The organism is Alteraurantiacibacter aestuarii (assembly GCF_009827405.1).
Lineage (GTDB): Bacteria > Pseudomonadota > Alphaproteobacteria > Sphingomonadales > Sphingomonadaceae > Alteraurantiacibacter > Alteraurantiacibacter aestuarii.
This window is the reverse complement of the sequence record NZ_WTYY01000002.1, coordinates 63,801-90,063: the sequence shown is the minus strand read 5'-3', so window position 1 is coordinate 90,063 and position 26,263 is coordinate 63,801. Positions and strand designations below refer to the sequence as shown.

General features: G+C 62.9%; 28 protein-coding genes and 1 tRNA gene. 18 read left to right on the top strand and 11 right to left on the bottom strand.

The features are described 5' to 3' along the window. The 3 genes from pyrF to purB form a co-directional block, all read right to left on the bottom strand. Nucleotides 1–675 (bottom strand): orotidine-5'-phosphate decarboxylase, encoded by a 675-nt coding sequence (gene pyrF / locus GRI32_RS03045; RefSeq protein ID WP_160589672.1) that lies wholly within the window; start codon nucleotides 673–675, stop codon nucleotides 1–3. Beyond that, nucleotides 672–1,016: a LapA family protein gene (locus GRI32_RS03040; protein WP_160589671.1), complete on the bottom strand. Its 345-nt coding sequence runs from the start codon at nucleotides 1,014–1,016 to the stop codon at nucleotides 672–674. The genes pyrF and GRI32_RS03040 overlap by 4 nt, the downstream gene beginning before the upstream one ends. Before the next feature lie 79 nt (nucleotides 1,017–1,095). Next, complete coding sequence (gene purB / locus GRI32_RS03035) at nucleotides 1,096–2,406, bottom strand: adenylosuccinate lyase (protein WP_160589670.1); 1,311 nt, start codon at nucleotides 2,404–2,406, stop codon at nucleotides 1,096–1,098. A 170-nt stretch (nucleotides 2,407–2,576) separates the two neighbouring features. Between purB and GRI32_RS03030 the strand changes: the two genes are divergently transcribed. Further along, on the top strand, nucleotides 2,577–5,372 hold the full coding sequence (locus tag GRI32_RS03030) for a DUF3857 domain-containing protein (RefSeq protein ID WP_160589669.1): 2,796 nt from the start codon (nucleotides 2,577–2,579) through the stop codon (nucleotides 5,370–5,372). A 38-nt stretch (nucleotides 5,373–5,410) separates the two neighbouring features. Here GRI32_RS03030 and radC read toward each other — a convergent pair whose 3' ends face one another. After that, complete coding sequence (gene radC, locus GRI32_RS03025) at nucleotides 5,411–6,118, bottom strand: RadC family protein (protein WP_160589668.1); 708 nt, start codon at nucleotides 6,116–6,118, stop codon at nucleotides 5,411–5,413. Nucleotides 6,119–6,186: 68 nt separating this feature from the next. Here radC and GRI32_RS03020 point away from each other — a divergent pair, with 68 nt between their 5' ends. From GRI32_RS03020 to GRI32_RS02980, 9 genes are all read left to right on the top strand, one after another. Further along, nucleotides 6,187–9,417, top strand: coding sequence for an intermembrane phospholipid transport protein YdbH family protein (locus GRI32_RS03020; RefSeq protein ID WP_160589667.1), 3,231 nt, complete (start codon nucleotides 6,187–6,189; stop codon nucleotides 9,415–9,417). Further along, nucleotides 9,414–9,674 (top strand): YnbE family lipoprotein, encoded by a 261-nt coding sequence (locus GRI32_RS03015; protein ID WP_237437358.1) that lies wholly within the window; start codon nucleotides 9,414–9,416, stop codon nucleotides 9,672–9,674. Before GRI32_RS03020 ends, GRI32_RS03015 begins: the two co-directional genes overlap by 4 nt. A 12-nt stretch (nucleotides 9,675–9,686) precedes the next feature. Next, the gene (locus GRI32_RS03010) at nucleotides 9,687–10,082 is read left to right on the top strand and encodes a YdbL family probable chaperone protein (protein WP_160589666.1); all 396 of its coding nucleotides are present in this window, start codon (nucleotides 9,687–9,689) and stop codon (nucleotides 10,080–10,082) included. A 116-nt stretch (nucleotides 10,083–10,198) separates the two neighbouring features. After that, nucleotides 10,199–10,516: an AtpZ/AtpI family protein gene (locus GRI32_RS03005; protein WP_160589665.1), complete on the top strand. Its 318-nt coding sequence runs from the start codon at nucleotides 10,199–10,201 to the stop codon at nucleotides 10,514–10,516. 53 nt (nucleotides 10,517–10,569) lie between these two features. Next, a complete protein-coding gene (locus tag GRI32_RS03000; RefSeq protein ID WP_160589664.1) occupies nucleotides 10,570–11,361 on the top strand; it encodes a F0F1 ATP synthase subunit A in 792 nt (263 codons plus the stop codon). A 44-nt stretch (nucleotides 11,362–11,405) separates the two neighbouring features. Beyond that, on the top strand, nucleotides 11,406–11,633 hold the full coding sequence (locus GRI32_RS02995; protein WP_011414432.1) for a F0F1 ATP synthase subunit C: 228 nt from the start codon (nucleotides 11,406–11,408) through the stop codon (nucleotides 11,631–11,633). Between the two features lie 82 nt (nucleotides 11,634–11,715). Continuing rightward, nucleotides 11,716–12,213 (top strand): F0F1 ATP synthase subunit B family protein, encoded by a 498-nt coding sequence (locus tag GRI32_RS02990; protein ID WP_160589663.1) that lies wholly within the window; start codon nucleotides 11,716–11,718, stop codon nucleotides 12,211–12,213. Beyond that, nucleotides 12,206–12,787 (top strand): F0F1 ATP synthase subunit B family protein, encoded by a 582-nt coding sequence (locus GRI32_RS02985; protein ID WP_160589662.1) that lies wholly within the window; start codon nucleotides 12,206–12,208, stop codon nucleotides 12,785–12,787. Before GRI32_RS02990 ends, GRI32_RS02985 begins: the two co-directional genes overlap by 8 nt. 64 nt (nucleotides 12,788–12,851) lie before the next feature. Beyond that, a complete protein-coding gene (locus tag GRI32_RS02980) occupies nucleotides 12,852–13,730 on the top strand; it encodes an alpha/beta hydrolase (protein ID WP_237437357.1) in 879 nt (292 codons plus the stop codon). 12 nt (nucleotides 13,731–13,742) lie between these two features. Here GRI32_RS02980 and gloB read toward each other — a convergent pair whose 3' ends face one another. From gloB to GRI32_RS02960, 4 genes are all read right to left on the bottom strand, one after another. Then, the gene (gene gloB / locus GRI32_RS02975) at nucleotides 13,743–14,507 is read right to left on the bottom strand and encodes a hydroxyacylglutathione hydrolase (RefSeq protein WP_160589660.1); all 765 of its coding nucleotides are present in this window, start codon (nucleotides 14,505–14,507) and stop codon (nucleotides 13,743–13,745) included. Nucleotide 14,508: 1 nt separating this feature from the next. Further along, complete coding sequence (locus GRI32_RS02970) at nucleotides 14,509–14,913, bottom strand: GFA family protein (protein ID WP_160589659.1); 405 nt, start codon at nucleotides 14,911–14,913, stop codon at nucleotides 14,509–14,511. Nucleotides 14,914–15,007: 94 nt separating this feature from the next. After that, nucleotides 15,008–16,714 carry a 30S ribosomal protein S1 gene (gene rpsA, locus GRI32_RS02965; RefSeq protein WP_160589658.1) on the bottom strand — a complete coding sequence of 569 codons (1,707 nt, stop codon included), beginning with the start codon at nucleotides 16,712–16,714 and terminating at the stop codon, nucleotides 15,008–15,010. Nucleotides 16,715–17,117: 403 nt separating this feature from the next. Beyond that, nucleotides 17,118–17,783 carry a peroxiredoxin gene (locus GRI32_RS02960; protein WP_160589657.1) on the bottom strand — a complete coding sequence of 222 codons (666 nt, stop codon included), beginning with the start codon at nucleotides 17,781–17,783 and terminating at the stop codon, nucleotides 17,118–17,120. 257 nt (nucleotides 17,784–18,040) lie between these two features. On the opposite strand from GRI32_RS02960, the gene GRI32_RS02955 reads away from it, so the two are divergent. Further along, nucleotides 18,041–19,051 (top strand): acyltransferase family protein, encoded by a 1,011-nt coding sequence (locus GRI32_RS02955; RefSeq protein ID WP_160589656.1) that lies wholly within the window; start codon nucleotides 18,041–18,043, stop codon nucleotides 19,049–19,051. 25 nt (nucleotides 19,052–19,076) lie between these two features. Here the strand turns inward: GRI32_RS02955 and GRI32_RS02950 are convergent, their stop codons facing one another. Genes GRI32_RS02950 through aroA form a run of 3 tightly spaced genes read right to left on the bottom strand, consistent with a single transcriptional unit; the run spans nucleotide 19,077 to nucleotide 21,321 of the window. Continuing rightward, nucleotides 19,077–19,712 carry a (d)CMP kinase gene (locus GRI32_RS02950; RefSeq protein ID WP_160589655.1) on the bottom strand — a complete coding sequence of 212 codons (636 nt, stop codon included), beginning with the start codon at nucleotides 19,710–19,712 and terminating at the stop codon, nucleotides 19,077–19,079. Next, a complete protein-coding gene (locus GRI32_RS02945; RefSeq protein ID WP_160589654.1) occupies nucleotides 19,709–19,969 on the bottom strand; it encodes a CBU_0592 family membrane protein in 261 nt (86 codons plus the stop codon). The genes GRI32_RS02950 and GRI32_RS02945 overlap by 4 nt, the downstream gene beginning before the upstream one ends. Beyond that, nucleotides 19,966–21,321, bottom strand: coding sequence for a 3-phosphoshikimate 1-carboxyvinyltransferase (aroA, locus tag GRI32_RS02940; protein WP_160589653.1), 1,356 nt, complete (start codon nucleotides 21,319–21,321; stop codon nucleotides 19,966–19,968). Before aroA ends, GRI32_RS02945 begins: the two co-directional genes overlap by 4 nt. Nucleotides 21,322–21,509: 188 nt before the next feature. Here aroA and GRI32_RS02935 point away from each other — a divergent pair, with 188 nt between their 5' ends. The 7 genes from GRI32_RS02935 (at nucleotide 21,510) to rplS (ending at nucleotide 26,034) form a co-directional block, all read left to right on the top strand. Continuing rightward, nucleotides 21,510–21,833, top strand: a complete 324-nt coding sequence (locus GRI32_RS02935; protein WP_160589652.1) for a TIGR02300 family protein — start codon at nucleotides 21,510–21,512, stop codon at nucleotides 21,831–21,833. 349 nt (nucleotides 21,834–22,182) lie between these two features. Beyond that, nucleotides 22,183–22,258: transfer RNA gene (locus GRI32_RS02930), tRNA-Ala, on the top strand. Nucleotides 22,259–22,368: 110 nt separating this feature from the next. Beyond that, the gene (gene ffh, locus GRI32_RS02925) at nucleotides 22,369–23,841 is read left to right on the top strand and encodes a signal recognition particle protein (protein ID WP_160589651.1); all 1,473 of its coding nucleotides are present in this window, start codon (nucleotides 22,369–22,371) and stop codon (nucleotides 23,839–23,841) included. 33 nt (nucleotides 23,842–23,874) lie between these two features. Continuing rightward, the gene (gene rpsP, locus GRI32_RS02920) at nucleotides 23,875–24,411 is read left to right on the top strand and encodes a 30S ribosomal protein S16 (RefSeq protein ID WP_160589650.1); all 537 of its coding nucleotides are present in this window, start codon (nucleotides 23,875–23,877) and stop codon (nucleotides 24,409–24,411) included. A 6-nt stretch (nucleotides 24,412–24,417) separates the two neighbouring features. After that, nucleotides 24,418–24,924: a ribosome maturation factor RimM gene (gene rimM, locus GRI32_RS02915; RefSeq protein ID WP_160589649.1), complete on the top strand. Its 507-nt coding sequence runs from the start codon at nucleotides 24,418–24,420 to the stop codon at nucleotides 24,922–24,924. Beyond that, nucleotides 24,921–25,658: a tRNA (guanosine(37)-N1)-methyltransferase TrmD gene (trmD, locus tag GRI32_RS02910; protein WP_160589648.1), complete on the top strand. Its 738-nt coding sequence runs from the start codon at nucleotides 24,921–24,923 to the stop codon at nucleotides 25,656–25,658. The genes rimM and trmD overlap by 4 nt, the downstream gene beginning before the upstream one ends. Before the next feature lie 4 nt (nucleotides 25,659–25,662). After that, on the top strand, nucleotides 25,663–26,034 hold the full coding sequence (rplS, locus tag GRI32_RS02905) for a 50S ribosomal protein L19 (protein WP_160589647.1): 372 nt from the start codon (nucleotides 25,663–25,665) through the stop codon (nucleotides 26,032–26,034). The last annotated feature ends 229 nt before the right edge of the window (nucleotides 26,035–26,263 follow it).

Sequence of the window (26,263 nt, the reverse complement as noted above, 5' to 3'; positions counted from 1 at the left end):
TTACAGCGTCGCCTCAATATCCCTTGCGGCCTGTGCGGGATCTTCCGCGCGGCTGATCGGGCGGCCGATGACCAGCACCGATGCACCATCATCGCGTGCGGCGCGCGGGGTGACGACGCGCTTCTGGTCGCCCACCGCGGATCCTGCGGGGCGCAGGCCGGGGACGACGAAAAAGCCGTTCTTCCACTGCTTGTGCACCGCTTTCACTTCCTGCCCGGAACACACGATCCCATCGAGGCCCGAATCCTGTGCCAGCTCTGCCAGCCGCATCACATGGTCATGCGGAGTGCCCGATACGCCGGTGCGCAGCAGATCGCGCTCATCCATGCTGGTGAGCATGGTCACGCCCACAACCTTGCAGTTTTCGCCCGCAGCGGCCTTGGCATCTTCCATCATCGCCCGCCCGCCGCCGGCATGAACGGTGACGATGGCGGGTTCCAGCACGTGCAGCGCCTGCATCGCGCCGGCCACGGTGTTGGGGATGTCATGCAGTTTCAGGTCGAGGAAGATCGGCAGGCCGACGTGGGCAATTTCATGCACGCCATGCGCACCGTGGGCGCAGAAGAACTCCAGCCCCAGTTTCAGGCCGCCGACGTGGCCCTTGACCTTCTCGGCCAGGGCCTTTGCCGCATCGAGCTGCGGCAGGTCGAGCGCCAGATAGACCGGGTTGCTCATATCGGCGGCATGCCCGGCGTGGTGTCGCGCGTATCGCTGTCTGCCGAAAGCGGTGTCGGCTCCTCGTCCACCACCGGCTGCACGATGGGCGTGGCAGCGGCGGTGCGCGCGGCGCTTTCCAGCGCGGCGATGCGGCGCTTGAGCTGCCATTTCCCGGCGCGGTGATACAGCCACATCGGCAGGAAGCCGATCACGAAGGAGACCACCACGATGGCCGGCAGCACCGTATCGATCAGCAGGTTATCCCAGATCCGCACCGATATCGGCTGCCAGTTGGCATAGGAAAACACCATCAATGCAACCAGCAGCAGCACCCATATGACTGTGCGTACGATTTGCATGGCTCTCTCCTCCTCAATACCTCTTCGGCGATGCTAGGGGCAATGTTTCCCCTTGTGAAGTCCGGCCTTGTGAAGCCGCTTAGCCAAACACGCGGGTAAACACCGTATCCACATGCTTGAAGTGGTAATCGAGGTTGAACTTCTCCTCCAGCTCCTGCTCGCTCATCGCGGCGGCCACTTCAGGATCGGCCTTGAGCAGTTCCAGCAGCGACAGAGCGCCATCCGATTCCCACACCTTCATCGCATTGCGCTGAACCAGGCGATAGGCGTTGTCGCGGGTGATACCCGCCTGCGTCAGCGCCAGCAGCACGCGCTGCGAATGGACCAGCCCGCCCATCTTATCGAGGTTCTTCTGCATCCGTTCGGGATAGATCAGCAGCTTGTCGATCACGCCTGTCAGGCGGGCGAGAGCGAAGTCCAGCGTGATGGTGGCGTCGGGGCCGATGAACCGCTCGACCGAGGAGTGGGAGATATCCCGCTCATGCCAAAGCGCCACGTTTTCCATCGCGGGCAGGGCGTAGGCGCGGATCATGCGCGCCTGTCCGGTAAGGTTTTCGGTCAGGATCGGATTGCGCTTGTGCGGCATGGCCGAGCTGCCCTTCTGGCCGGGCGCAAAATATTCCTCCGCCTCCAGCACTTCGGTGCGCTGCAGGTGGCGGATTTCCACCGCTACCCGCTCAATCGAGCTGGCGACTACCGCCAGCGTGGCGAAATATGCCGCATGCCTGTCCCGCGGGATTACCTGGGTGGAGACCGGCTCCACCGCCAGCCCCAGCTTCTCGGCGACATATTCCTCAACGCTGGGATCGATATTGGCGAAGGTGCCGACCGCGCCGGAAATGGCGCAGGTGGCGATCTCCTCACGCGCTGCGACCAGACGCTTCCTGCCGCGTTCGAACTCGACATAGGCCTGCGCCAGCTTGAGGCCGAAAGTGGTCGGCTCCGCATGAATGCCGTGGCTGCGGCCGATGGTGGGGGTGTATTTATGCTCCAGCGCGCGGCGCTTGATGGCGGCCAGCAGCGCGTCCATGTCTTCCAGCAGCAGATCGGTGGCGCGCACCAGCTGCACCGCCAGAGTGGTGTCGAGCACGTCCGAACTGGTCATGCCCTGATGCATGAAGCGCGCTTCGGGGCCGACCTGTTCTGCCACCCAGTCAAGAAAGGCGATAACGTCATGCTTGAGGATGGCTTCCTTGGCATCGATCGCTTCCACGTCGACCTTGGGATTGGTGTTCCACCAGTCCCACAGCGCCTTTGGCCCGCTTTCGGGGACCACGCCCAGCTCACCCAGTTTCTGAGTGGCGTGGGCCTCGATCTCGAACCAGATGCGATACTTCGCCTCCGGATCCCAGATCGCGGTCATGGCAGGGCGGGCATAACGGGGGACCATGGATATCTCTCTTGCGCAAATGGGGTAAGCCGCGCGGCTAGGACGCGCGCGGCCCGATGGCAAGGGGGCGCACCGGTGATTTCCCGCGCTGCAGCTCCGATTGCATAATTGTGCTTGTGCTATAGTCTCTTGCAAAACCAGCCGTTGCTGCGGCGATTGAGGATTTGTTGATGAAAAGTCTGCGCGCCGCCCTGTTCTGTTCGGCCGTGATCATGGCCGCGCCTGCTTATGCTGGCGACGAAGTGCTTTACGGCGATGTCCCCGACTGGGTGGATCAGGCTGATTTCGACATGGCGCTGGAAGAAAACGGCCCTCCGGAACTGCTGTATGACTGGCAGCACCGGATCGAGGGCGGGGTGGTCCATGCCTATACCGATCATGCGGTGCGCATAGAGAATCCGCAGGCGCTGATGCAGCAGGGCACGCTGACTTTCCAGTGGATGCCCGACAAGGGCGATATCACCATTCACCGGCTGGAGATTCACCGCGATGGCACGGTGCTCGATCTGGTGGGGCAGGGTGTGACCTTCGATGTGCTGCGGCGCGAACAGGGGCTGGAACAGCGTCTGCTCGATGGCGCGCTGACTGCCACGCTGGCGGTGCCGGGCCTGCGCGAAGGCGATGTGCTGCGCATTGCCTACACCATCACCACTGACGATCAGGCGTTGGGAGAGGACGTGCAGGTCACCCAGTTCCTGCCCTCCGCGCCGTGGCAGGTGGGCATGGCCCGCGCCATCGTCAGCTGGCCCAAGGACGAAGATATCTATTTCCGCGCAGAGGACCGCATCAATCTGGGTGAGCCTTTCGAGCGCGGCGACTACCTCGTTCTTGATATAGACCTTCCGCTGTCTCAGCGCGATCCCGTGCCGCGCGATGCGCCCACCCGCTATCGCCGGCCCGAAGTGTTGCGCGTGGGCAGTTTTGCCAGCTGGCAGGACCTGTCCGCGGTGATGACCCCGCATTTCGAGGAGGCAGCCCGCCTTGAACCCGGCTCCGCCGTGGCACGGCAGGCCGCCGATATCATGGCCCGCACAAGCGATCCTTTGGAGCGCATGGCGCTGGCCGTGCGGCTGGTGCAGGACGAAGTGAGCTATCTTCTTGATGGGCTGGACGGCGGCAATTACCTGCCGCAGGCGGCCGAGGATACCTGGGAAAAGCGCTACGGCGACTGCAAGGCCAAATCCGTGCTGCTGCTGTCGCTGCTGCGCGAAATGGGCATTACGTCGGAAGTGGTGCTGGTCACCACGCAGGGCGGCGATGCCATTCCTGAACTGCTGCCGCTGCCCGCGGCCTTCAACCACATGATTGTGCATGCGGAGCTGAATGGCACGGATTACTGGCTCGACGGGACCAGCGCCGCCACGCGTCTGGCCAATATCGCCGACGTGCCGCCGTTCTTCTACGCCCTGCCGCTGCGCGAAGGCGGCTCTGGCCTGATGCCGATGGAGCAGCGCGATCTGGCCAGTCCGCAAATGATCATGACCATGAATGTGGATCATTCCGCCGGTGCCGATTTCCCCGTGCTGTTCACCGGCGACATGCGCATTTTCGGTCCCGGCGGCGTGCCCTTGCGGGCAATTGTCGATGCCGACAGTCCTGAAGTTCTTCGCCAGCTGGCAGCGCGCTTTGGACCCGGCAACGGGCTGGAGGGCGTGCGCATATCCGCCATCGATGTGACCTATGATGCCGAGAAGGCCATCGGCACCGTGCATCTGGAAGGCGTCGCCTCGACCTTGTTCGAATGGCGCGACGGACGCATGGAAATGGACGTTACTTCGGGCATTGATCCTTCCGGCTTCAACCCCGACCGTGCCCGGCCAAGCTGGCGTGAAATTCCCGTTGCCACGCCGGGTCCGGGCCGCCAGCGGTTTGAAACCAACCTCACGCTGCCCGATGGCGGCGCAGGCTATTCGCTGACCGGCGATGCGCAGATGGATAGCGGTTTTGGCAATCTGCGGATCACCCGCGATGCCCGGATCGAAGACGGTGTGCTGCATGTGCAGGCGGAGAATTTCCTCGCCCTGGGAGAAATCCCCGCCTCCGAACTGGGCGCGGCCAAGCGCGCGGCCAGGCGGCTGGAAAGCGATATCGTCTCGCTCGCCACGCCCACTCAGGTGACCTGGCGCTGGGACCTTTCTGAAGAGGAGCGCCGCCGCCGCGCCGCGCCGATCCTGGCTGCATATGAAGCTGCCATCGATTTTGCCGACAAGGATGATTACGGCCCGCTGCAAGCGCGCGCGATGTTCCTGATGAATATCTATGAATTCGAACAGGCGCTGGCCGATTTTGACCTGCTGGTGGAGGAAACACCCTCTGCGTGGGCCTTGCACAACCGCAGTTCCGTGCTGGAAGCGCTGGGGCGGCGCGAGGAGGCGATTGCCGACCTTCAGGCCGCCTATGACCTCGATCCGCAAAATGGCACGGCCTTCTCGCTCGCGCGGATGATGGCCTATGATGGCCACACCGCAGAGGCCAACGAACTGCTCGAATTCCTGCCCGTGGGCGAAGAGGACCGGCTGAGCCTGACAGACGTGATGGCAACCGTATCCGGGCTTGATGGCGATGTTGAAAGCGGCCTGTCGCTGATCGCGGATGAGGTGGCGGACAAGCCCACCAATGGTACCGCGCTCAATGCCGATTGCTGGTATCGCGGCCTGTTCAACGTCGCTCTGGACGATGCGGTGGACCAGTGCACCCGCGCTGTCGAGCGCTCGAGCAATTCCGCGCCTGCGCTGGATAGCCGGGCGCTGGTGCGCTTTCGACTGGGCGATCTGCAACAGGCGATAGATGATCTGGACGCAGCGCTGGAAGTGGCGCCGGGTCTGGCGCCGTCAATGTATCTGCGGGGGGTCGTGCGTCTGACTGCGGGGGACGAGGATGGATCGAACGATATCACCACTGCCCTGCGCATGTTGCCGCAACTGGCGGAATTCTACGCCCGCCACGGGGTAATACCGCCGCGTTGATTTTGGCGCGTTGATAGGGGCGCGTTGATAGTGGCGCGCTAGAGCAGGCCCTTGGCGCGCAGCGAGACCTGCCCTTCGCTGCCCACGATCACATGGTCGTGCACGGTGATGCCCAGCAGCTGTCCGGCCTCGGCAATGCGGTGCGTCATGCGGATATCCTCGCGGCTGGGTTCGGGATTGCCGCTGGGGTGGTTGTGCACCAGGATCAGCGCGCTGGCGCCGATATCCAGCCCGCGCTTGATCACTTCGCGCGGGTGTATCGATGCCTCGTCAATCGTGCCGTCATGCACAAGGTGGTCCAGCAGCAGCCGGTTCCGCGTATTGAGATAGAGCACGCGCACCCGCTCATGGTTCAGATGCGCCATGTCGATGGCGAGATAGTCCAGCAGCGCCTGCCAGCTGCCCAGAATGGCATTCTGCGAGACTTCGCTACGGGCCATACGCCGTGCCGCCAGTGCGGCAATCTTCAGCGCGCCCACGCTGGCATCGGACAGGCCCTTGACCTGTTTCAACGCTTCCGGTTCGGCATTCAGCACGCCCGCCAGCGTGCCAAAGCGCGCCAGCAGCGCCTTGGCCTGCGGCTTGGTGTCACCGCGTGCGCGTGCACCGAACAGCAGATATTCCAGCACTTCGTAATCGGCCAGCGCCTCTGCCCCGCCGCTCAGCAGCCGATCGCGCAGGCGCGCGCGGTGGCCAATCCCGCCATGCTGCTGATTTTCAGCGGCTTCTGGCTGTTTCTCCGGCAATCGGGCGCTCCCTTTATCGATTGATGTGCATTGCCTTTGCCGCCCGCCTCGCGCAAGTGTTGCGCTTCATGGCGCATGAAAGTTCCCACGCAGCCCCAGAGGTCGCACCGCGCCGAAAGCGGCGCATTGGCCGCGCTATTGCCCTGCTTCTGCTGCTGGCACTGGTGGTCGCGCTGGCGCTTGCGTGGATCAGGCGGGAGCAGATCGCCCAGCAGCTGATCACCGATATGCTGGATGGCTACGGGGTGGAGGCGACCTACGATATCGAGAGTATAGAGCCGGGCGCGCAGGTTCTGACCAATATCGTGATCGGTGATCCCGCCGCGCCTGACCTGACCATTGAGCGCGCCGAGATCCGCCTGGAGCCGCGCCTTGGCCTTCCCAGCGTCAGCCATCTGATCCTCGACCAGCCGCGCCTGTTCGGCACCATCATCGATGGCGAGCTGAGCTTCGGCGCGCTCGACCCGCTGGTGTTCACCGGCGAAGAGGGACCGTTCGAATTTCCCGACATGCGCCTGACCGTGCATGATGGCCGCGCACTGGTGGAAGGCGATTATGGCCCGCTGGCGCTGCGGCTGGAAGGGGCGGGGCACTTGCGCGGCGGCTTTGCCGGCGAACTGGCGGGCGTGGCCCCCATGCTGCACCTGCCCGGCTGTGAAGCGCGGCAGGCGACCATATTCGGCGCGTTGGAGATAGATGCCGAGCGCCCGCAGTTTGAAGGGCCGGTGCGCTTCGATGCGCTATCCTGCGCCGATGGCGGTCTGGCGATGCAGGATGGGGCCATCGCCCTGACTCTGCGCGCTGATCGCAATCTGGCCGATCTGGAGGGCGAGGTGGGCATGCGGCTGGGTCAGAGCGACCTGGTCGGCAATCGCATCGCCGCGATGCAGGGCGAGGGCGATTTCGCCTGGCGCGACGGCAATCTGATCGCCAGCTACGACGTGCAGGGGCGCGACATTACCACGCCTGCCGCGCGCATCGCCGCGCTGGCGATCGAAGGCACCGTGCGCGGGCGCGATCAATTCGCCATGGTGGATGTGGAGGCGCAGGCCAGCGGCACCAATATCATCCCCGGCGCCGCGCTGATGCAGACGCTGGCAGACAGCGCGCAGGCGGCAGAGGGCACGCTGATTGCCCCGCTGCTGGGCAAATTGGGGCGGCAACTGGCGGCAGAAACGCGCGGCAGCACGTTCTCGGCCAGTCTCATCGCCCGGCGCAAGGATGACCGGCTGAGCCTGACCGTGCCGCAAGCGAATCTGCGCGGACGCAGCGGAGCCAGCCTGCTGGCGCTCTCCCGCGCGCAGCTGGCGTTTCCTGAAACTGGACCGGATTCTGGCCCGGATTCTGGCGGCGATTCCGGCCTGCCGCTGTTCTCGGGCAATTTCATCACCGGCGGCACCGGACTGCCGCGCATTTCCGGGCGGATGGAGCAAGGCGCAAGTGGCGCGCTGGAACTGCGCATGCAGATGCCCGATTATGCCGCCGGCGATGCGCATCTGGCGCTGCCGGACCTGCATTTGACGCAAAGCCGCAATGGTGCCCTGACCTTCACCGGCAATCTGGTGGCGAGCGGAGCCTTGCCCGGTGGCTTTGCCAGCGATCTGGCCGTGCCGCTGACGGGCAGAATATCCTCCTCCGGCGCGCTGTCGATGTGGGATGGCTGCACCGCTGTTCGCTTTGACCGGCTGGTTGTCTCCAGCCTTGAACTGGGCCGCCAGCAGGTGACGCTATGTCCGCCGTCCGGCTCCCCCATCCTGAGCTATGGACCGGGCGGACTGGCACTGGCGGCGGGCACGCCCTCGCTGCAACTGGCGGGTATGCTGGGGGAAACGCCGATCCGCATTGCCAGCGGGCCGGTGGGAATCGCCTATCCAGGCGCCCTGTCGGCGCGCAACCTCGATATCGAGATGGGGCCAGTAGCGTCGCCGATGAAGTTCGTGCTGGAAGATGTTTCGGCCCAGTTGGGAGAGGAGATTTCGGGGATATTCACCGGCGTGGACGTGCTGCTCGATGCCGTACCGCTGGATGTCCTGCGGGCCAGTGGCAACTGGCGCTTTACCGCTGGCAGGCTGGACATATCGGACGCGCGCTTCACGCTGGAAGATCGCCAGGCGGTAGACCGCTTCAACCCGCTCACCGCCCAAGGTGCCACGCTCTCACTGGCAGACAACCGCATCACCAGCGCCTTCGAACTGCATCATCCGGCCAGCGATGCCAGAGTGGTGAACGTGACGATGGCGCATGACCTTGGCACGGCGGCGGGCCATGCGGACCTGCTGGTCAATGCGCTGACCTTCCGCCCGGATTTTCAGCCCCGCGACCTTTCCGAACTTTCCTATGGCGTGGTCAGCCTGGTGGATGGCACGGTCACCGGGCGCGGGCGGATAGACTGGGATGCACAGGCGATCACCAGCACCGGCACATTCTCCAGCGACAGGCTCGATCTTGCCGCAGCCTTCGGCCCGGTAAAGGGCGCGCGCGGGACGGTGGTTTTCACCGATCTGCTGGGCCTGACCACCGCGCCCGGCCAGCGCATCTACATCGACGCCATCAACCCGGGGATCGAGGTCTATGATGGCGAGGTCGCCTTCTCCCTGCGCGGCGGCACGCTGCTGGAGCTGGAGGAAGCGCGCTGGCCGTTCATGGGCGGGGAACTGACCATGCGGCCGCTCACCATGTCCATCGGGGTGGAGGAAGTGCGGCGCTATGTTTTCGATCTCAGGGGTCTGGAAGCATCCCGCTTCATCGATCACATGGACCTCAACAATCTCAGCGCGTCGGGCATGTTTGACGGCACCATACCGATTGTGTTTGACGCAATGGGCAATGGCCAGCTGGAAGGCGGGCAACTTGTGGCGCGGCCGCCCGGTGGCAATGTCTCCTATGTCGGGGAGCTGACCTATGAGGACATGACGCCGATGGTGAATTTCGCCTTCGCCGCGCTACGCAGCCTCGATTACCGGGAAATGAGCATTGCCATGAATGGCCCGCTGACCGGCGAACTGGTCACCCGCGTGCGCTTTGACGGGGTCAGCCAGGGCCAGGGGACTCAGAGCAATTTCATCACCCGGCGCATCGCCAACCTGCCGATCCGCTTCATCGTCAACGTGCGCGCGCCGTTCTACCAGATGATGACAGACCTGCGTTCCTTGTATGATCCTTCCGCCGTGCGCGATCCGCGCACTCTGGGCCTGATGAGCGATGACGGCACACGGTTCGTGCCCGGCAACAGGCAACGTCCAGCCACACTTCCAGATGAATCCGATATTCAGCCCCCCGAAAGCGAGGCAATGCCATGAACACCGTCAAATTGACCAACCAACGCTGCGGAGCGCATAAGGACCCGATGAGGGACCTTAAGGCATTTCCAACGCGGAGCGCGGTGTTGTTGCCAGGCTTGCTGGCGGGTTTGCTGGCGCTATCGGGCTGTATAACGGTGAACGCGCCGTCAGAACCGATCGTGATCGAACTCAACATCAACATCACGCAGGAAGTGATTTACCGCCTGGCAGAGGACGCCGGGAATGCGATTGATGAAAACGCCGACATTTTCTGACGGAGCCGAAACATGAACAATAACCCGATCCGCCGATTTGCCCTGCATGCCGCGATGGCCGCCATGATGGTGGGCACATTGGCCGTGCCAGCTTCGGCACAGCGCGATCCCGCCTATGCGGCGGCGCGCGCCAATGGCCAGATAGGCGAGAAGATGGATGGCTATCTGGGCATCGTCGGCAATGCCACGCCCGAATTGCAGGCCATGGTCAATGATCTCAACAATCGCCGCCGCGCCGTTTATACCGAGCGTGCGCAGGCAGAAAATGCCACGCTGGAAAGCTACGCGCTGACCGCCGGCTGTCTCGCCATTTCCCGCACGGAAGTGGGCGAGATGTATCAGGCGCCCGATGGCAGCTGGCAAAGGCGCACCTCTGCGCCCCCGTTGCGCGATGCGCGTTGCCCCTAAAAGCGGGAAGATTGCTACCCCACCGGTTGACTCGAATATGACCCCCGCCTAAGGGGGCGGCGCCCTTGGCGGGCACCTTTCGTTGCCCGTGCCGTCGCCTTGCAAGAGGAGTAGGCATGAGCGAAGAAAGTCCCGCACGGGAACCCATCGGTGAGGATGCGCGGATCGACGCGCTCGAAGAGCGGCTCAAGGCTGCACGCGAGCGGGAAGAACAGCGCAACCGGCCGCAGGTCCAGGGTGCCGATGCCAATTACCGGCTCGGTAACCAGGTGCTTGCGCAGCTAATCGGTGGGCCTCTTGGAGGGGCCGTTATCGGCTGGGCCATAGACAGGCTTGCCGGTACCAGCCCCTGGGGTCTGTTGGTGATGTTGTTCTTCGGGATAATTGTCGCCTTCAGGAACATAATACGAATTTCGAACCGCCGCCCGGACTGATTTTCGGGCGAGCGGTTTTCAAGGTTCTGGCAGGTTTAGGGAAGCGAAACACAGTGGCAGGCGAAACGGCCAAGGTCGATCCTATGCACCAGTTCACCATCGAGCCGCTTTTCGGCTCCGGTGGTTGGGAACTGGCAGGCTACAACATTGCCTTTACCAACAGTGCGCTGTGGATGGCGATCTCTGCCATCGCGCTGTGGGTTTTCATGTTTGGCGGCATGAAGCGCGAGCTGGTGCCCGGCCGCTGGCAGATGGCTGTGGAAAGCTTCACCGGTTTTGTCGATGACATGCTGGAAGCCAATGTGGGCAAGGCGGGGCGCAAATATGTGCCTTATATCTTCAGCCTGTTCATGTTCATCCTGTTCGCCAACCTGCTGGGGCTGATGCCGCTGGGCGTTGTCGGCGTGCACCCGTTCACCTTCACCAGCCACTTCACCGTCACCGGCGTGCTCGCGATCATGAGCTTTTCGATCGTGCTGATCGTCGGTTTCTGGAAGCATGGCCTGCATTTCTTCAGCCTGTTCGTGCCGCAGGGCACGCCGCTGCCGATGATCCCGATCATCTTCCCGATCGAACTGATTTCCTTCCTCGTGCGTCCCTTCAGCCTCGGCCTGCGACTGTTCGTGGCCATGATGGCCGGACACGTGCTGCTTGAAGTGCTGTCCAGCTTCGTGATCGATGGCATGAACGCCTTTTCCAGTGGCATCGGCCCTGTGGTCGGCGTGCTCAGCTTCATCCTGATGATTGGCATCTGCGCCCTGGAAATCCTCGTTGCGGGCATCCAGGCCTATGTCTTCGCACTGCTCTCGTCGCTGTATATAAACGACGCCGAGAACCTTCACTAATCGCCTGTTTCGACCAATAGAATTTACACAAAGGAGTTATAATAATGGACGCAGAAGCTGCAAAGCTCGTTGGTGCGGGTCTCGCTGCTATCGGTGCCGGCATGGCCGCCATCGGTGTGGGTAACGTATTCGGCTCGTTCCTTGAAAGCGCACTGCGCAATCCGGGTGCGGCAGACGGCCAGCAGGGCCGCCTGTTCATCGGCTTCGCCGCTGCCGAGCTGCTCGGCCTGCTGGCCTTCGTCGTCGCGATGATCCTGATCTTCGTCGCCTGATCGACCAAATCCTTCCCGGCCGGGCGATCATCGTCTGGCCGGGGTTTGAACCTGTTCTCCTGTTGACAGACGGAATCCGTCCATGCCCCAGATTGCCCAAATCCTCGAGACATGGTCCAGCCAGGTTTTCTGGTTGCTGGTCGTGTTTGGCGCGGTGTTCTTCGTCATCGGACGGGGCATGGTGCCGCGTGTGATGGATAACATCGGCATGCGCGACAAGCAGATTGCCGACGACCTTGCCGCAGCGCAGGCCGCCCGTGATGCTGCGGACGAACAGGAAGATGCCTGGCGCAAGCGCGAGAATGAAAATCGTGCCGCCGCGCAGGCTCTGGTGCATGAAGCCAAGGCCAAGGCCGCAACTTCTGCAGAAGCGAAACTCGCAACCGTACAGGCTGCGATCGACACACAGGCAGCTGAGGCCGAAGCGCGCATTGCCGCTGCCAGCCATGCTGCTGCGGCCGAGATCGAAGCTGTCGCCAGCGAAGCGGCGCAGGATATCGTGGCCCGCCTTGCTGGTGTCAAAGTGACCAAGTCTGTGGCTGGTGCCGCTGTTAAGAAGGCGATGATGGCCAATGGCTAATCCGGAAACTCCTCTGCCGCAGGTTTTTGAAACCGAAGCCGCCCAGACCTTCGTCGAAGAAGGCCACGGCGGAACAGTGGAGCATGCCGAACCCGAGCTGCTCGGCCTGGTGCCGTTCCAGTGGGTTTCGCTGGCCATGCTGGTGCTGATCCTGATCGCCATTTTCGGCGCCAAGGTGCACAAGACCATTGCCGGCGGTCTTGACGCCAAGATCGCCACCATCCGCGAACAGCTGGATGAAGCCCGCAAGCTGCGCGAAGAAGCCGAAGCGCTGCGCGCCGAATATGCGGCCAAGATCGCCAATGCGGAAAAGGACGCAGCATCGATGATCGAGAACGCCCAGGTTGAGGCGGATTCGATCATCGCCAAGGCCGAAAGCGACACCGCGGCCATGATCGCCCGGCGTGAGAAGATGGCGGGCGAGAAGATCGCCGCTGCCGAACGTCTGGCTATCGATCACCTGCGCGCCCGCGCGGCCGATGCCTCCACCGCTGCGGCTGCCGCGCTGATTGCCGAAAAGCATGATGCTGCTGCCGATGCAGCGCTGGCCGACAAGGTCATCTCCGAACTATAAACCGTGCGCTGCTTGACGGCAGCACCCGCGCACAGCACCATCCGCTCACTGTGGGAGAGGGTGGATGATGAGATGTGTGCGCGGCCTGTTGCCGGCGCTGTTGTTGCTGCCGGCCGCAAGCGCTGTGGCTCAGGATGCAGAGGACCCCGGCACGCGCATCGCGCTGTGGGACAATGGCGTTCCCGGCCATGAGGAGCGGCGAGAGATCGCCCAGGTCTCGCGAGAATACTGGACGCGGCAGGTCAACGATCCGGCCATCGTCCATTTCCCCGCTGCCGCCGGAACGGGCACCGGCGCTTCTGTCGTGATCATGCCGGGCGGGGCGCATGAATTCCTCGTCACCACGACCGAAGGCACTGATGTGGCGCGCTGGTTCGCCGCCCGCGGAGTGAGCGCCTTCGTGCTCTATTACCGCCTTGCCAATGAGGAGGTGTCGCCGTGGGATATTGAAGATGCGCGCCAGGATGCAGAACGCGCCGTGCGACTGATCCGCGCGCGGGCCGATCAATTTGCGCTCGATCCGCACAAGATCGGCGTGATGGGCTTTTCGGCAGGCGGGGAACTGGCGCGCATGACGCTGCTCAGTCCGCCCGTGCCGCCCGAAGGGGCAGGCGATGCGCTGGACCGGGGCGATGCGCGGCCCGATTTCGGCATACTGGTATTTCCCGGCCCGATGCACGGCGATGTGGAGGATACCGGGCCCGGCGCGCCGCCCTTGCTGCTATCCGCCGCTGCCGACGATGAATGCTGTTCGCAGCCCGTCATCGACATCTTCCTCGCCTACCGCGCCGCTGGCGGTTCTGCCGAACTGCACATCTACCAGGAGGGCGGCCACGCCTATAACATGGGCGAGGCGAGCGATCTGGTCTCGCTCCAGCGCTGGCCCGGACGGATCGAGGACTGGATGGTCGATCGCGGGCTGATGGCGCCCCGTCAGCCGTAAATCAGGCGCGGATCAGAAACTGTCCTTCGCGGCCCTGAGTGCGGCGAAAGTCTGGTACGGCAGATCGCCGCCCCAGCGGGCTTGCAACGATGGATCGTCTGCGCGCAGGAACGGGTTGGTGTGCAATTCACGCTCCAGCACAAAGGGAACCGTCGGCTCATCGCGGCTGCGCTTGTCGGCGATCTCATCCGCATAGGCCCGCAGCGCCTCATTCTCAGGATCGGCGTGGAGCGCGAAACGGGCGTTGGATGCGGTATATTCGTGCGCGCAATAAAGCACGGTCTGCGGCGGCAGCGAACGCACCCGCACCAGCGAATCCCAGAATTGCGGGGCGGTGCCTTCGAACATCCGCCCGCAGCCCAGCGCAAACACGCTGTCGCCCACGAAAGCCATGTCGCTGCCGGGCAGGTGATAGGCGATGTGGCCCATGGTGTGGCCGCTCACGTCGATCACCTGCGCTGTGTGATCTCCCAGCTTCACCAGGTCGCCATCGCGCACGGTGCGGTCAATCCCGGCGATCTTCTCGGCATCGCCCAGCGGGGCGGTGATGGTGCATCCGGTCGCGGCCTTGATCGCTTCATTGCCGCCGGCGTGATCGGGATGCCAGTGGGTGTTCCAGATCTGCGTGATCGTCCACCCCTTCAGCGCCGCCTGGCGCAGGTACTCATCGGCATCGGGCGTATCGATGCAGGTCGTCTCGCCGCTGGCCGGATCGTGCACCAGATAGCCGTAATTGTCCGACAGGCAGGGGAATTGGTGGATTTCAATCTGGCTCATATCAGCTTCCTCGTCCCTGTTGGTGGCGGGGGATGCCGCCGGGCACCTGAACCCAGTCGAAGCGGCCCTGTTCATACACGGACCGGGTGGGCGCAAGCTGTGCCCCTTCCTCCAGCGTTCCCAGCGTCAGCCCCATGATCTGGGGCATGCGGCTTGCAAGGCCATACACGGTGCTGCCGCAATCGGGGCAAAAACCGGTGGTAAACGTGAAACCGTTGTCGCTTGGCCGGGTGAATTCGCGCGCCTCACCCTCCACACTGACCGCATCTCTGGGGAAATAGGCCATCGCGCCAAAGGGCGACCCGCTGCGTTTGCGGCAGTCGCTGCAATGGCACAGCACGGTGGCCGCGTCCGTCCTGTCCGCCACGCTGGCGCTCAGCTTTCCGCATTGGCAGCTTGCTCTCATGGCGCGCAGTCTATGCTTTCCTGCCGGCAAAAGAAAAGGCCCGCCCGCGAATGTCGCGGACGGGCCTTTTTCTGGTCGCTGTGAAGCGAAAGGCTTACTCGCCTTCGCCCTTCTTGAGAGCGGCGCCGAGGATGTCACCCAGCGAAGCACCCGAATCGGACGAACCGAACTGTGCCACTGCTTCCTTCTCTTCCGAGATCTGGCGGGCCTTGATGGAGAAGTTGGGCTTCTTCGAACGATCGAAGCCGGTAACCATCGCATCGACCTTCTGACCGGTCTGGAAGCGATCGGGACGCTGTTCGTCACGATCACGGCCAAGGTCAGAACGCTTGATGAAGCCGGTTGCGCCATCGTCGCCCACCTGCACTTCGAGGCCGCCATCGCGAACTTCGAGCACGGTAACGGTAACCACATCGCCGCGCTTGTGCGCACCGGAAGTGGAACCGCCTTCGGCAGGAGCACCCTTTTCAAGCTGCTTCATGCCGAGCGAGATACGCTCCTTCTCGACATCGACATCGAGCACCACGGCATTGACCTCTTCACCCTTGCGGTGAAGTGCCAGTGCGTCTTCGCCCGAAATGCCCCACGCGATGTCGGACATGTGAACCATGCCGTCCACATCGCCGGGCAGGCCGATGAACAGGCCGAATTCGGTGGCGTTCTTGACTTCGCCCGACACGGTCGAGCCGACCGGATGCGTTTCGGCGAATTCTTCCCACGGATTGCGCTGGGCCTGCTTGAGGCCGAGCGAGATGCGGCGCTTTTCCGAATCCACTTCCAGAACCACGACTTCCACTTCCTGCGAGGTGGAGACGATCTTGCCGGGGTGGACGTTCTTCTTGGTCCAGCTCATTTCGGAAACATGGACCAGGCCTTCGATGCCCGCTTCCAGTTCCACGAATGCGCCATATTCAGTGATGTTGGTGACGTTGCCGCTGACCTTCATGCCAATCGGGTACTTGGCGGCGACGCCTTCCCACGGATCGCTTTCCAGCTGCTTCATGCCCAGCGAGATGCGCTGCGTATCGGCATTGATGCGGATGATCTGGACCTTCACGGTCTGGCCGATCTCGATCACTTCGCTGGGGTGGTTGACGCGCTTGTAGCTCATGTCGGTGACATGCAGCAGGCCGTCGATACCGCCCAGGTCCACGAACGCACCGTAATCGGTGATGTTCTTGACCACGCCTTCGGTAACCTGGCCTTCTGCCAGGCCTTCGATCAGCTCGCTGCGCTGTTCGGCGCGGGTCTCTTCCAGCACGGCGCGGCGTGATACCACGATATTGCCGCGGCGGCGATCCATCTTCAGGATCTGGAACGGCTGCGGCATTTCCATCAGCGGGGTAACATCGCGCACGGGGCGGATATCGACCTGGCTGCCGGGCAGGAAGGCCACGGCGCCGTCGAGGTCGACAGTGAAGCCGCCCTTCACGCGGCCGAAGATACGGCCTTCGACGCGCTTGCCTTCGCCAAATTCGCTTTCCAGCTTGTCCCAGGCAGCTTCGCGGCGGGCGCGGTCACGGCTGAGCATGGCTTCGCCATCGGCATTTTCGACGCGGTCAACGAAGACTTCAACTTCGCTGCCGACGGTCAGGCCGTGGTCGTCATCGCCACGCGAGAATTCCTTGAGGGAGACGCGGCCTTCGCTCTTGAGGCCTACGTCGACAACGGCCATGCCGTTTTCAATTGCGGTAACGGTGCCCTTGACCACGCGGCCTTCAAAGCCGCCATCGGCGCCGCCGAGCTGTTCGTCGAGCATTGCCGCGAAATCATCGCGGGTCGGATTGGCTGTAGATGCCATAAAAGACAGTTTCCTGTTTCAGTTGTATTCCGGCCACCGGGTTGTTTTCCGGGGTCTTTTCTCCACCTTGGCGGAATTGCCTTGGCGGGCCAAAAGGGGCCGATCTGCCCGTGTGGCCGCATGCCGCACAGGCGTTCCTTGAACAGGGCATCTCAGCAGCAGCAAACAGGCATGGCAAAAGGCGACGTTGCGCCCCGGTGGAATGCCGACCATGCAAGGTTAGCGTGCCGCAGACATGTTCCTGTCCATCGAACGGGGCGCAGCTAGGCGAAAACGGTTCGAAAAGCAAGCGAAACGCGCTGCCTCTGGATGAGTCCCGGGAAGCGCTCCGGCATGAAAAGGCCCGGCACCTGCTCGCAGGGCCGGGCCTTCGTCAAAGAGCCTCCATGGATGGGAGGGGGGATCAGAGGCTCTTCTTGCTGAAATACCAGTCGGTATATTTGTAGCCTTCGCCATCGCTTTCACTCTCGCGATCACGCGCGGCGGTGGCGGTCTGCGGGGGCGGGACGATCACGTCTTCGCCCGGCTGCCAGTTCTCCGGCGTGGCGATCTTGTGCTCGTCGCTGGTCTGCATCGCCGTGAGCAGGCGCACGAATTCCGGGATCGAGCGGCCGTTCGACATGGGATAATGCACCATTGCGCGCAGGATCCCGTGCGGATCGATGAAGAAGGTGGAGCGCACTGCCTGCGTGTCCGATGCGCCGGGGTGGACCATGCCATAGGCGCTGGCCACATTCATCGAGATATCCTCGATAATCGGGAAGGGTATTCGCACGCCGAAGTTCTGCTCGATACTGCGCAGCCAGGCGATATGGGCGTAATTGGAATCGATCGACAGGCCGAGCAGTTCGGCATTCATCGCGGCAAATTCATCGGCATGGCGGGCAAAGCCAATGAATTCCGTGGTGCACACCGGGGTGAAGTCAGCCGGATGCGAAAACAGGATCAGCCACTTGCCGCGGTAATCGGCAAGGCTCTTGGTGCCTTCGGTGGTCTTGGCGGTGAAATCCGGCGCGGGCTCGTTCAAACGCGGGCCGTGGGTGACGGGCGGGGAAGCGATCTCGGTCATCGTGTTTACCTCATAATGTCAAATTATGTGAAGCCGAAGTGGCTGAGCAATACATAATCATTTACCGATAGAATGTAATTGAAACTTTCCGATCACATTCAACGAGAAATCCGCATACGCCTGTAAGGAGGCGGATATCGATCTGGGCATTGCCGAAATTGCCGAATTCAATTGCAACTATTGATATATGATGGCGCTTGGCAGACGTGCGGTGAATCTCACTGGAGCCAACCGCATTGACGCAAATGTAACCCCTGTTGGCTAGTGTCGGGCTGATGGGGCGAATTTACGGACTTGAAGCCATCCGGGGCATCGCGGCGCTGATCGTCGCGGCGTATCATGTGAACAATGTCGCGCCCTTTCCCGCCGCTGCGGACGAGATGTTCGGCGTTGCCTATCTGGCGGTGGACCTGTTCTTCCTGCTTTCCGGCTTTGTGCTGACGCGCACTTACGAACAGCGGATGCCTGCGACCGCGACCTTTGCCGTGCAGCGCTATGTGCGGCTGTGGCCACCTGTTGCCTGCGGCGTGCTGGTGGGTGCGTTCTATCTTTCGGTTTCGGGCGTGATCGGCGATGGAGACTGGACCGGAATGGTGATGGCTCTGGCCACCGGGCTGGCGATCCTGCCGGTGATCGGCGGCACGATCCTGTTGAATCCGCCCGCCTGGTCGATCTTCTTCGAACTGGTCGCCAATGCCATCCACGCCGCCCTGCTGCGCCGCCTGTCACAGCCGATGCTTGCCGCCATCGTTGCCGCATGTGCGATAGTGCTGGCACTTGGGACGGGTGAGGCGCGGCTCGACGTCGGCTATGGCGAGATGTTCTGGTTCGGCATTCCGCGGGTGATGATGTCCTACACTCTTGGCGTGCTGCTCTACCGTATCAATGGGGACCGGCTGTGGCTTCCGGCGCGCCTGGTGTGGCCGGCGCTGGCCGCCTACGCACTGGCGCTGGTGCTGATTCCCGCCGGACTTCCCACCGCGGTGGAAGTGGCATTCGTGCTGCTGGTCCATCCGCTGGTGCTGCTGGCGGCGCTGTCACTGGACAGGGGCAGGCTGGCGCTGTGGCTGGGCGCCTATTCCTTCCCGCTCTATGCGATCCATTACCCGGTCCAATTCGGCATTGCCCGGCTGGAACTGGGCTGGATGCCGACGCTCGCCGCCAGCCTGATCATTGCCGCAGTGCTGGGCATGGCGGTGGATCCGCGTTGGCGCAGGCTGGTGCTGGAAGGGTTGCGGCTGCGCGCCCCGCAGCCCGCCGCCACCTGAGCGGGGTCTCTTTCGGGCGCAGTTCTCAGGGGCAGGGCGTCTGCCCGGTCAGATCATTGACGATCGCCAGCGCAGCGGCAATTGCGGCATCCTTGTCCATGTCTGACGTGTCCAGCATGATCGCATCGGGCGCGGCCACCAGCGGGGCATCCTTGCGCGCGGTGTCGCGCTCATCACGGCGGCGCAGGTCGTCCTCGATCTGGGCCAGAGTGTGGCTTTCTCCGCGCCGCGTCATCTCCATCCAGCGACGATGCGCGCGCGCCTCCACGCTGGCGGTGACGAACAGCTTCACATCGGCATCGGGCGCAATCACCGTGCCGATATCGCGCCCGTCCAGCACCGCGCCCGCGCTCTGCGTGGCAAAGCTGCGCTGGCGCTCAAACAGCGCCTGCCGCACAGCGGGGTGCACCGAGACGCGGCTGGCCAGCCCGCCGGTGGCCTCGCTGCGCAAGTCAGGATGGCCGAGCAGTTCATCGGGAAAATTGGTCGCCGCCAGAGCATCCGCAGGATCATCGGGATCGCCATTATAGAGCGACACCTGATAACCTACCGCGCGGTAGAGCAGCCCGGTATCGAGATGTGGCAGGCGGAAATGCCGAGCCAGCGCCTTGGCAATCGTGCCCTTGCCAGAGGCGGTTGGCCCATCGACGGCGATGATCATGCTTTCACCTTCCCGCGCGCCTGCCACGCGCGCACCAGCCCAAAGACCGCAATCACCACCCAGCAGGCCTCCAGCACCATGCTGGGCGCATTATGGTGCACCGTCAGCGATATCACCAGCAACACCGCACCGATCAGGTTTGCACCATGCTGGATGAACGGGTTGGGGCGATTATTGGCGGTTTGATAGGCATAGGCGGCAAGGATGCAGGCCATGCCGACAAAGCCGATGTAATTGGCGAGATCGGGATCGATCATCCCGCTGCGGCACCTTCCATCAGGGCGATGAAGTTGGGGAAGCTGGTGGCGATCGGACGCACGTCGTCCACCAGCACGCCGTCATCGCTGGCAAGGCCTGCCACCGCCATGGACATGGCAATGCGATGATCGAGGTGAGTCCTGGCGCGGCTGTTGGCGCTGCCGCGCAGGCGCGCGCCGCCGGTGCCGTGGATGACCAGCCCGTCCTCGCGCTCCTCCACGCTGGCGCCTGCGCCGGTCAGCGCCTGCGCCATCGCGGTCAGGCGGTCGCTTTCCTTCACCCGCAATTCGTCCAGGCCGCTGGTGGTGGTGGTGCCCTTGGCCAGCGCGGCGGCGACGAACAATATCGGGAATTCATCGATCATGGCGGGCGCGATGGCCGGGTCCACTTCGATGCCGGTCAGCTGCGAATGGCGCACGCGCAGGTCTGCCACCGGCTCTCCGCCCACTTCGCGCGCGTTCACTTCCTCAATGCTGCCGCCCATCTGCCGCAGCACTTCGAACAGCCCCGCGCGCGTGGGATTGAGGCCGACATTCTCTACCAGCAGATCGCTGCCGGGCACGAGCAGTGCAGCGACAACGAAGAAGGCGGCAGAGGACGGGTCGCCCGGAACCTCGATCGTCTGCGGCTTGAGCTCTGCTTCGCCTGTCAGCGTGATGATGCGCTCTGGCCCGTCGGCACCGTCCACTTCCTCAACCGTCAGCTCCGCGCCGAAACCGCGCAGCATGCGTTCGGAATGGTCACGCGTGGGGACAGGTTCGATCACCGTGGTGATCCCGGCAGTATTGAGACCTGCGAGCAGGACCGCGCTTTTTACCTGAGCGCTGGCAACGGGCAGGCGATAGGTGATCGGAACGGCGGGGCTGATCCCGCGCAGGGTGAGGGGCAATGTGCCGCCCTCCGACGCTTCGAATTCCGCGCCGATCAGCGATAGCGGATCGATCACCCGGCCCATCGGCCGCCTGGAAAGGCTCGCATCGCCCACGAAAGTCGCGGTGATCGCGTGGCTGGCCACGAGACCCATCAGCAGCCGGGTGGAGGTGCCGCTATTGCCCATGTCGAGCGGCTCGGCAGGTTGCAGCAACCCGCCCACGCCCACGCCGAAAATGCTCCACGTGCCGTCTTGCTCGCGCGTGATGGTGGCGCCCATGGCGCGCATGGCTGCCGCGGTGGCGAGCACGTCCTCACCCTCCAACAGGCCGGTCACGCGGGTTTCCCCCACCGCCAGCGCGCCCAGCATCAGCGATCGGTGGCTGATCGACTTGTCACCCGGAACACGGATGCTGCCGGTCAGCGGACCCGCCGGTATGAAGCGGCGCGGCTGGGGTGAAGTATCGGGAGAAGCGGACAAGCGAAGGCTCCAGCAGGAGAGGTATTAAAGTGCGCGGGCTTTTGACAGCGGCATGGCCCTATGGCAAGGCGCGCGCGCTCTTGACGCTGGCCCCTTGATTTGCCCACTTGAATCGGGGATGGGCGGCATCCATCAAGTCACCAGATTTATTCTGTCCGCCAAAGGGCGGGCAATACGAGGACATCAATATGGTCAAGCCAGAATGGGGCTCTAAGCGCACCTGCCCCAAATGCGGTGAACGCTTTTACGATCTGGGTCAGGAAGATCCGGTCACCTGCATCGATTGCGGCAACGTGTGGACGCCGGAGCCCGTGCTCAAGTCCAAGCAGCCGATTCCCTTCGAGGAAGAGAAGAAGAAAGAGGACGAGGCTCCCGATACGGATCTCGCCGATGACGATCTGGAAGATATCGACGACGACGATGATTCGCCGGACAACGATGTCGACCTGGGCGGTGACGACGATCTGGGCGTTGCACCCGCCAAGAAGGACGATGACGACAGCGATAGCTGATTTAACGATATTTGTTTGCTTCACCTCAGGCGCCGGGCGCGCGCATCCGCGCGCTTGGCTGCCGGGCTAATGCCCGACGCGCGTTCGCGCTCTGGCTTCCGCGTCCAGGAGTATTGGTGCGACCAGGAACTCGGGGACTGACTGGCCGGTCTTGAACGGTCGGTTCCGCTGTCAGCGGACCGCAAGGCCAAGCGGCCGCCCGAGCTTTTGCGAGGATAGCCAAGGCGGTGAATGCCGCTGCCGGCGAATGAGGCAAACAAAAGACTTGCACCGCAGGGGCAAGGCCAATAAATGGCCCCTCCCGCAAGGGTGGTGTCTTGTGTTACAAGCACCGCAATATGAATGGTACGGGGCCTTAGCTCAGCTGGGAGAGCGCAACACTGGCAGTGTTGAGGTCAGCGGTTCGATCCCGCTAGGCTCCACCATTCAACTGACAACTGGGTGAAAGTCCCACGCTGGCTGACGAGGTTTCGTCCGCCGGCGTTTTTCGCATTTGCTGTCCGCAAGGACAGCGCAAAGGAGTGACACGAGGCACATGTTCGATACGCTTTCTGATAATCTGAACAGCGTTTTCGATCGTCTGCGCGGGCGCGGTGCGCTCAGCGAGCAGGATGTGCGCGATGCCATGCGCGAAGTGCGCGTGGCGCTCCTCGAAGCGGACGTGGCGCTCAGCGTTGCGCGCGATTTCATTGCCCGCGTTACCGAAAAGGCCGTGGGTGCATCGGTGCTCAAATCGGTCAAGCCCGGCCAGCAGGTCGTCAAGATCGTCAATGACGAGCTGGTCGCCATGCTTGGCGGGGATGAGGCTGATTCGGGCGATGCAGTGCCGCTCAATCTGGATGTGCGCCCTCCGGCGGTGATCATGATGGTCGGCCTGCAGGGTTCGGGCAAGACCACCAGCACCGCCAAGATTGCCAAGCTGCTGAAGGACAAGAGCGGCAAGAAGCCGATGATGGCTTCGCTCGACGTCAACCGTCCCGCGGCGCAGGAACAGCTCAAGGTTCTGGGTGAGCAGGTTGGCGTGGCCACTCTGCCTATCATCGAAGGCCAGCAGCCGGTCGATATCGCCCGCCGCGCGCTGGAAGCCGCCAGATTGCAGAACGTCGACGTGCTGCTTCTCGATACCGCAGGCCGCCTGCATGTCGATGAAGCGCTGATGGCGGAAATGAAGGCTGTCGCCAGCGTCTCCACCCCCGCAGAAGTGCTGCTGGTGGTCGATGCGCTGACCGGGCAGGACGCGGTCAACGTGGCGCAGAGCTTCAGCGATGAAGTGCCGCTGACCGGCGTGATGCTGACCCGCATGGATGGCGATGCCCGCGGCGGCGCGGCGCTTTCGATGCGCGCAGTCACCGGCAAGCCGATCAAGTTCGCCGGTACGGGTGAGAAGCTGGACGCGATCGAACGCTTCCACCCCTCACGCGTGGCCGACCGCATCCTTGGCATGGGCGATGTCGTCTCGCTGGTCGAAAAGGCCGCAGAGGTCGTCAACAAGGAAGACGCCGAGAAGCTGGCCGAGCGGATGATGAAGGGGCAGTTCGATATGAACGACCTTCGCAGCCAGCTTGCGCAAATGCAGAAGATGGGCGGCCTTGGCATGCTGGCGGGCATGATGCCCGGCATGAAGAAGGCCAAGGCGGCAATGGCCAGCAGCGGCGTGGACGACAAGGTGCTGGTGCACATGGATGCGATCATCGGTTCGATGACGCCCAAGGAACGCAAGCGCCCCGAACTGATGAATGCCAAGCGCAAGAAGCGCGTGGCGGCCGGGTCCGGCACGTCGGTGCAGGAAGTGAACAAGCTGCTCAAGATGCACCAGGAAATGGGCCGCGCCATGAAGCAGCTGCGCAAGATGGGCGGCATGAAGGGCCTGGCAGCAATGTTCGGCGCTGGCGGCGGCGGCGGTCCCGGTGGCCCAGGCGGAATGGGCGGCGGCGGGCTTCCCGGCCTGCCGGGCGGCGGTGCAGGCGGCCTCCCACCTGACTTACAGAATTTCCTGAATAAAAAGTGATTTCAAAGATTTAATTTCGAAAGGTTATACTAAATGGCAATTTCTCTTCGTCTTTCGCGTGGCGGCGCCAAGAAGCGCCCCTATTACCGCATCGTGGCTGCTGACAGCCGCCGTGCTCGCGATGGCAAATATCTGGAGCAGATCGGCACCTACAACCCGCTGCTGGCCAAGGACGATCCCGAGCGTGTGAAGCTGAACGAAGACCGCATCCGTTACTGGTTGAGCGTTGGCGCCCAGCCGAGCGACCGCGTGGCGCGCTTCCTCGATGTTGCCGGCATTCGTGAACGTGAAGCACGCAACAACCCCGTGAAGGGTGAGCCGGGCGAAAACGCCAAGGCCCGCGCTGAAGAGAAGGCCACCAAGGCTGCCGAAGCCGAAGAAGCTGCCAAGGCCGCCGAAGAAGAAGCCAAGGCTGCTGCCGCTGCTCCCGCTCCTGAAGAAGCTCCGGCTGAAGAAGCACCCGCCGAGGAAGCACCCGCCGAGGAAACTCCCGCCGAGGAAGCACCTGCTGCTGACGAAGCACCGGCAGCGGACGAAAAGCCTGCTGACGAAGACAAGTCCGAGGATTAATCCCCCTTGGCACGCGATAAGCCCGTCACCCTTGCCGCCATCAGCGGCGCGCATGGCGTGACGGGCGAAGTCCGCCTGAAGCTGTTTGGAGACGGGCTGTCCGCGCTCAAACAGCATACAGTTTTCAATGATGGCGCGCTGACCATCACCAATCTGCGCGATGACAAGAAGGGCGGCGCGATTGCCCGCCTGGAACAGGTCACCGATCGCAACGGCGCCGAAGCCCTGCGCGGAACCACGCTCAGCGTGCCGCGCTCTGCCCTGCCTCCGCTGGAGGAGGGCGAATATTACCACATGGACCTGATCGGCCTCGCCGCCGTCTCCGACACCGGAGAAGCGCTGGGCAAGGTCGTCGATGTGCAGAATTTTGGCGCGGGCGACGTGATCGAGATTGAGCGCCCCGCGCAAGACGGTGCCAAAGGCAAGCGCTTCATGGTCCCGATGAACCCCGTTGCCGTTCCTCAATGGAATGACGAGCGTCTGGTGATCAGCGCGGACTACGTCGACGAATGACCTTCGCCGCCACCGTCCTCACGCTGTATCCGGAGATGTTTCCCGGGCCGTTGGGTATTTCGCTGGCCGGCCGCGCGCTGGAGGAACAGCGCTGGTCGCTCGATACGGTGCAGATCCGCGATTTTGCCACCGACAAGCACCGTACGGTGGATGATACACCCGCTGGCGGCGGCGCAGGCATGGTGCTGAAGGCTGATGTGCTGGGCGCGGTCATAGACCATGCCGTGGCCCGCCATCCGGCCTGTCCGGTGCTGGTGATGACCCCGCGCGGCAAGCCGATCACCCAGGCCCGCATCCGCCAGCTTGCCCAAGGTCCCGGCGTGACCATTTTGTGCGGACGGTTCGAGGGATTTGACGAGCGCATTTTCGAGGGCAGGGCGGTGGAGGAAGTATCGCTCGCCGATATCGTTCTGTCGGGCGGAGAACCTGCCGCTCTGGCCATATTAGATGCTTGCATTCGCCTGCTTCCCGGCGTAATGGGCGCGCCTTCAAGCGGCATGGACGAGAGCTTCGAAACGGGGCTTCTGGAATATCCGCAATATACCCGGCCCGTTGAATGGGAAGGGCGCACGATCCCTGAAGTGCTGCGATCGGGGGATCATGCGAAGATTTCGGCCTGGCGAAAGCACAGGGCCGAAGAAGACACACGATCACGCAGGCCGGACCTTTGGGAACGTCATAATGATGTTCGGGACCAGCCTGCCTCTGGTGCGCAGCGCGATAATGAGGATTGAGACCATGGGTCTGATTCAGGAGCTCGAGGCAGAAGCCATCGGAGCACTTAGCGAGGGGAAGACCATCCCCGAATTCCGCGCCGGTGATACCGTGCGTGTCGGTGTGCGTGTTGTCGAAGGACAGCGTACCCGTGTACAGAATTTCGAAGGCGTTGTGATCGCTCGGTCGAACCGCAGCATCAACAGCAATTTCACCGTCCGCAAGATGAGCTTTGGTGAAGGCGTGGAACGCGTGTTCCCCCTGTACTCGCCGAACATTGAAAGCATTACCGTGGTACGCCGTGGTATTGTGCGGCGTGCCAAGCTCTATTACCTGCGCGGCCGTACCGGCAAACGTGCACGTATTGCAGAGCGTCGCGAGAACGTTAGCCAGTAATCGCCCATTTCGCTGCGACAAGCGGAATAGAAAAAGGGGCGGTTCCGCGCTAGCGGAGCCGCCCCTTTCTTGTGTCTCGAGTATCGATCCTGTGCAGGCCCAGGGACTTAGAACAGGGACCAGGGTGTCTGTATCGGCCTGCGAGATATCTATTAGCTAACAAGCATTAAGGCCCGTGGAAGTTTTAAAGAAAACGGGGAATTAACAAGACCATAGGTGTCAGGCCGCT

Bases quoted from the DNA above. Each gene is read 5' to 3' on its own strand.
- GRI32_RS03030 (WP_160589669.1), top strand. From the start codon at position 2,577: ATGAAAAGTCTGCGCGCCGCCCTGTTCTGTTCGGCCGTGATCATGGCC.
- GRI32_RS03040 (WP_160589671.1), bottom strand. From the start codon at position 1,016: ATGCAAATCGTACGCACAGTCATATGGGTGCTGCTGCTGGTTGCATTG.
- GRI32_RS02985 (WP_160589662.1), top strand. From the start codon at position 12,206: ATGGCTAATCCGGAAACTCCTCTGCCGCAGGTTTTTGAAACCGAAGCC.
- gloB (WP_160589660.1), bottom strand. From the start codon at position 14,507: ATGAGCCAGATTGAAATCCACCAATTCCCCTGCCTGTCGGACAATTAC.
- rplS (WP_160589647.1), top strand. From the start codon at position 25,663: ATGGGTCTGATTCAGGAGCTCGAGGCAGAAGCCATCGGAGCACTTAGC.
- GRI32_RS03020 (WP_160589667.1), top strand. From the start codon at position 6,187: ATGGCGCATGAAAGTTCCCACGCAGCCCCAGAGGTCGCACCGCGCCGA.
- GRI32_RS02935 (WP_160589652.1), top strand. From the start codon at position 21,510: ATGGTCAAGCCAGAATGGGGCTCTAAGCGCACCTGCCCCAAATGCGGT.
- GRI32_RS03010 (WP_160589666.1), top strand. From the start codon at position 9,687: ATGAACAATAACCCGATCCGCCGATTTGCCCTGCATGCCGCGATGGCC.
- GRI32_RS02950 (WP_160589655.1), bottom strand. From the start codon at position 19,712: ATGATCATCGCCGTCGATGGGCCAACCGCCTCTGGCAAGGGCACGATT.
- rpsP (WP_160589650.1), top strand. From the start codon at position 23,875: ATGGCAATTTCTCTTCGTCTTTCGCGTGGCGGCGCCAAGAAGCGCCCC.
- GRI32_RS02970 (WP_160589659.1), bottom strand. From the start codon at position 14,913: ATGAGAGCAAGCTGCCAATGCGGAAAGCTGAGCGCCAGCGTGGCGGAC.
- pyrF (WP_160589672.1), bottom strand. From the start codon at position 675: ATGAGCAACCCGGTCTATCTGGCGCTCGACCTGCCGCAGCTCGATGCG.
- ffh (WP_160589651.1), top strand. From the start codon at position 22,369: ATGTTCGATACGCTTTCTGATAATCTGAACAGCGTTTTCGATCGTCTG.
- GRI32_RS03015 (WP_237437358.1), top strand. From the start codon at position 9,414: ATGAACACCGTCAAATTGACCAACCAACGCTGCGGAGCGCATAAGGAC.
- GRI32_RS02980 (WP_237437357.1), top strand. From the start codon at position 12,852: ATGATGAGATGTGTGCGCGGCCTGTTGCCGGCGCTGTTGTTGCTGCCG.
- purB (WP_160589670.1), bottom strand. From the start codon at position 2,406: ATGGTCCCCCGTTATGCCCGCCCTGCCATGACCGCGATCTGGGATCCG.
- GRI32_RS02960 (WP_160589657.1), bottom strand. From the start codon at position 17,783: ATGACCGAGATCGCTTCCCCGCCCGTCACCCACGGCCCGCGTTTGAAC.
- rpsA (WP_160589658.1), bottom strand. From the start codon at position 16,714: ATGGCATCTACAGCCAATCCGACCCGCGATGATTTCGCGGCAATGCTC.
- GRI32_RS02945 (WP_160589654.1), bottom strand. From the start codon at position 19,969: ATGATCGATCCCGATCTCGCCAATTACATCGGCTTTGTCGGCATGGCC.
- GRI32_RS02990 (WP_160589663.1), top strand. From the start codon at position 11,716: ATGCCCCAGATTGCCCAAATCCTCGAGACATGGTCCAGCCAGGTTTTC.
- GRI32_RS02995 (WP_011414432.1), top strand. From the start codon at position 11,406: ATGGACGCAGAAGCTGCAAAGCTCGTTGGTGCGGGTCTCGCTGCTATC.
- trmD (WP_160589648.1), top strand. From the start codon at position 24,921: ATGACCTTCGCCGCCACCGTCCTCACGCTGTATCCGGAGATGTTTCCC.
- GRI32_RS03005 (WP_160589665.1), top strand. From the start codon at position 10,199: ATGAGCGAAGAAAGTCCCGCACGGGAACCCATCGGTGAGGATGCGCGG.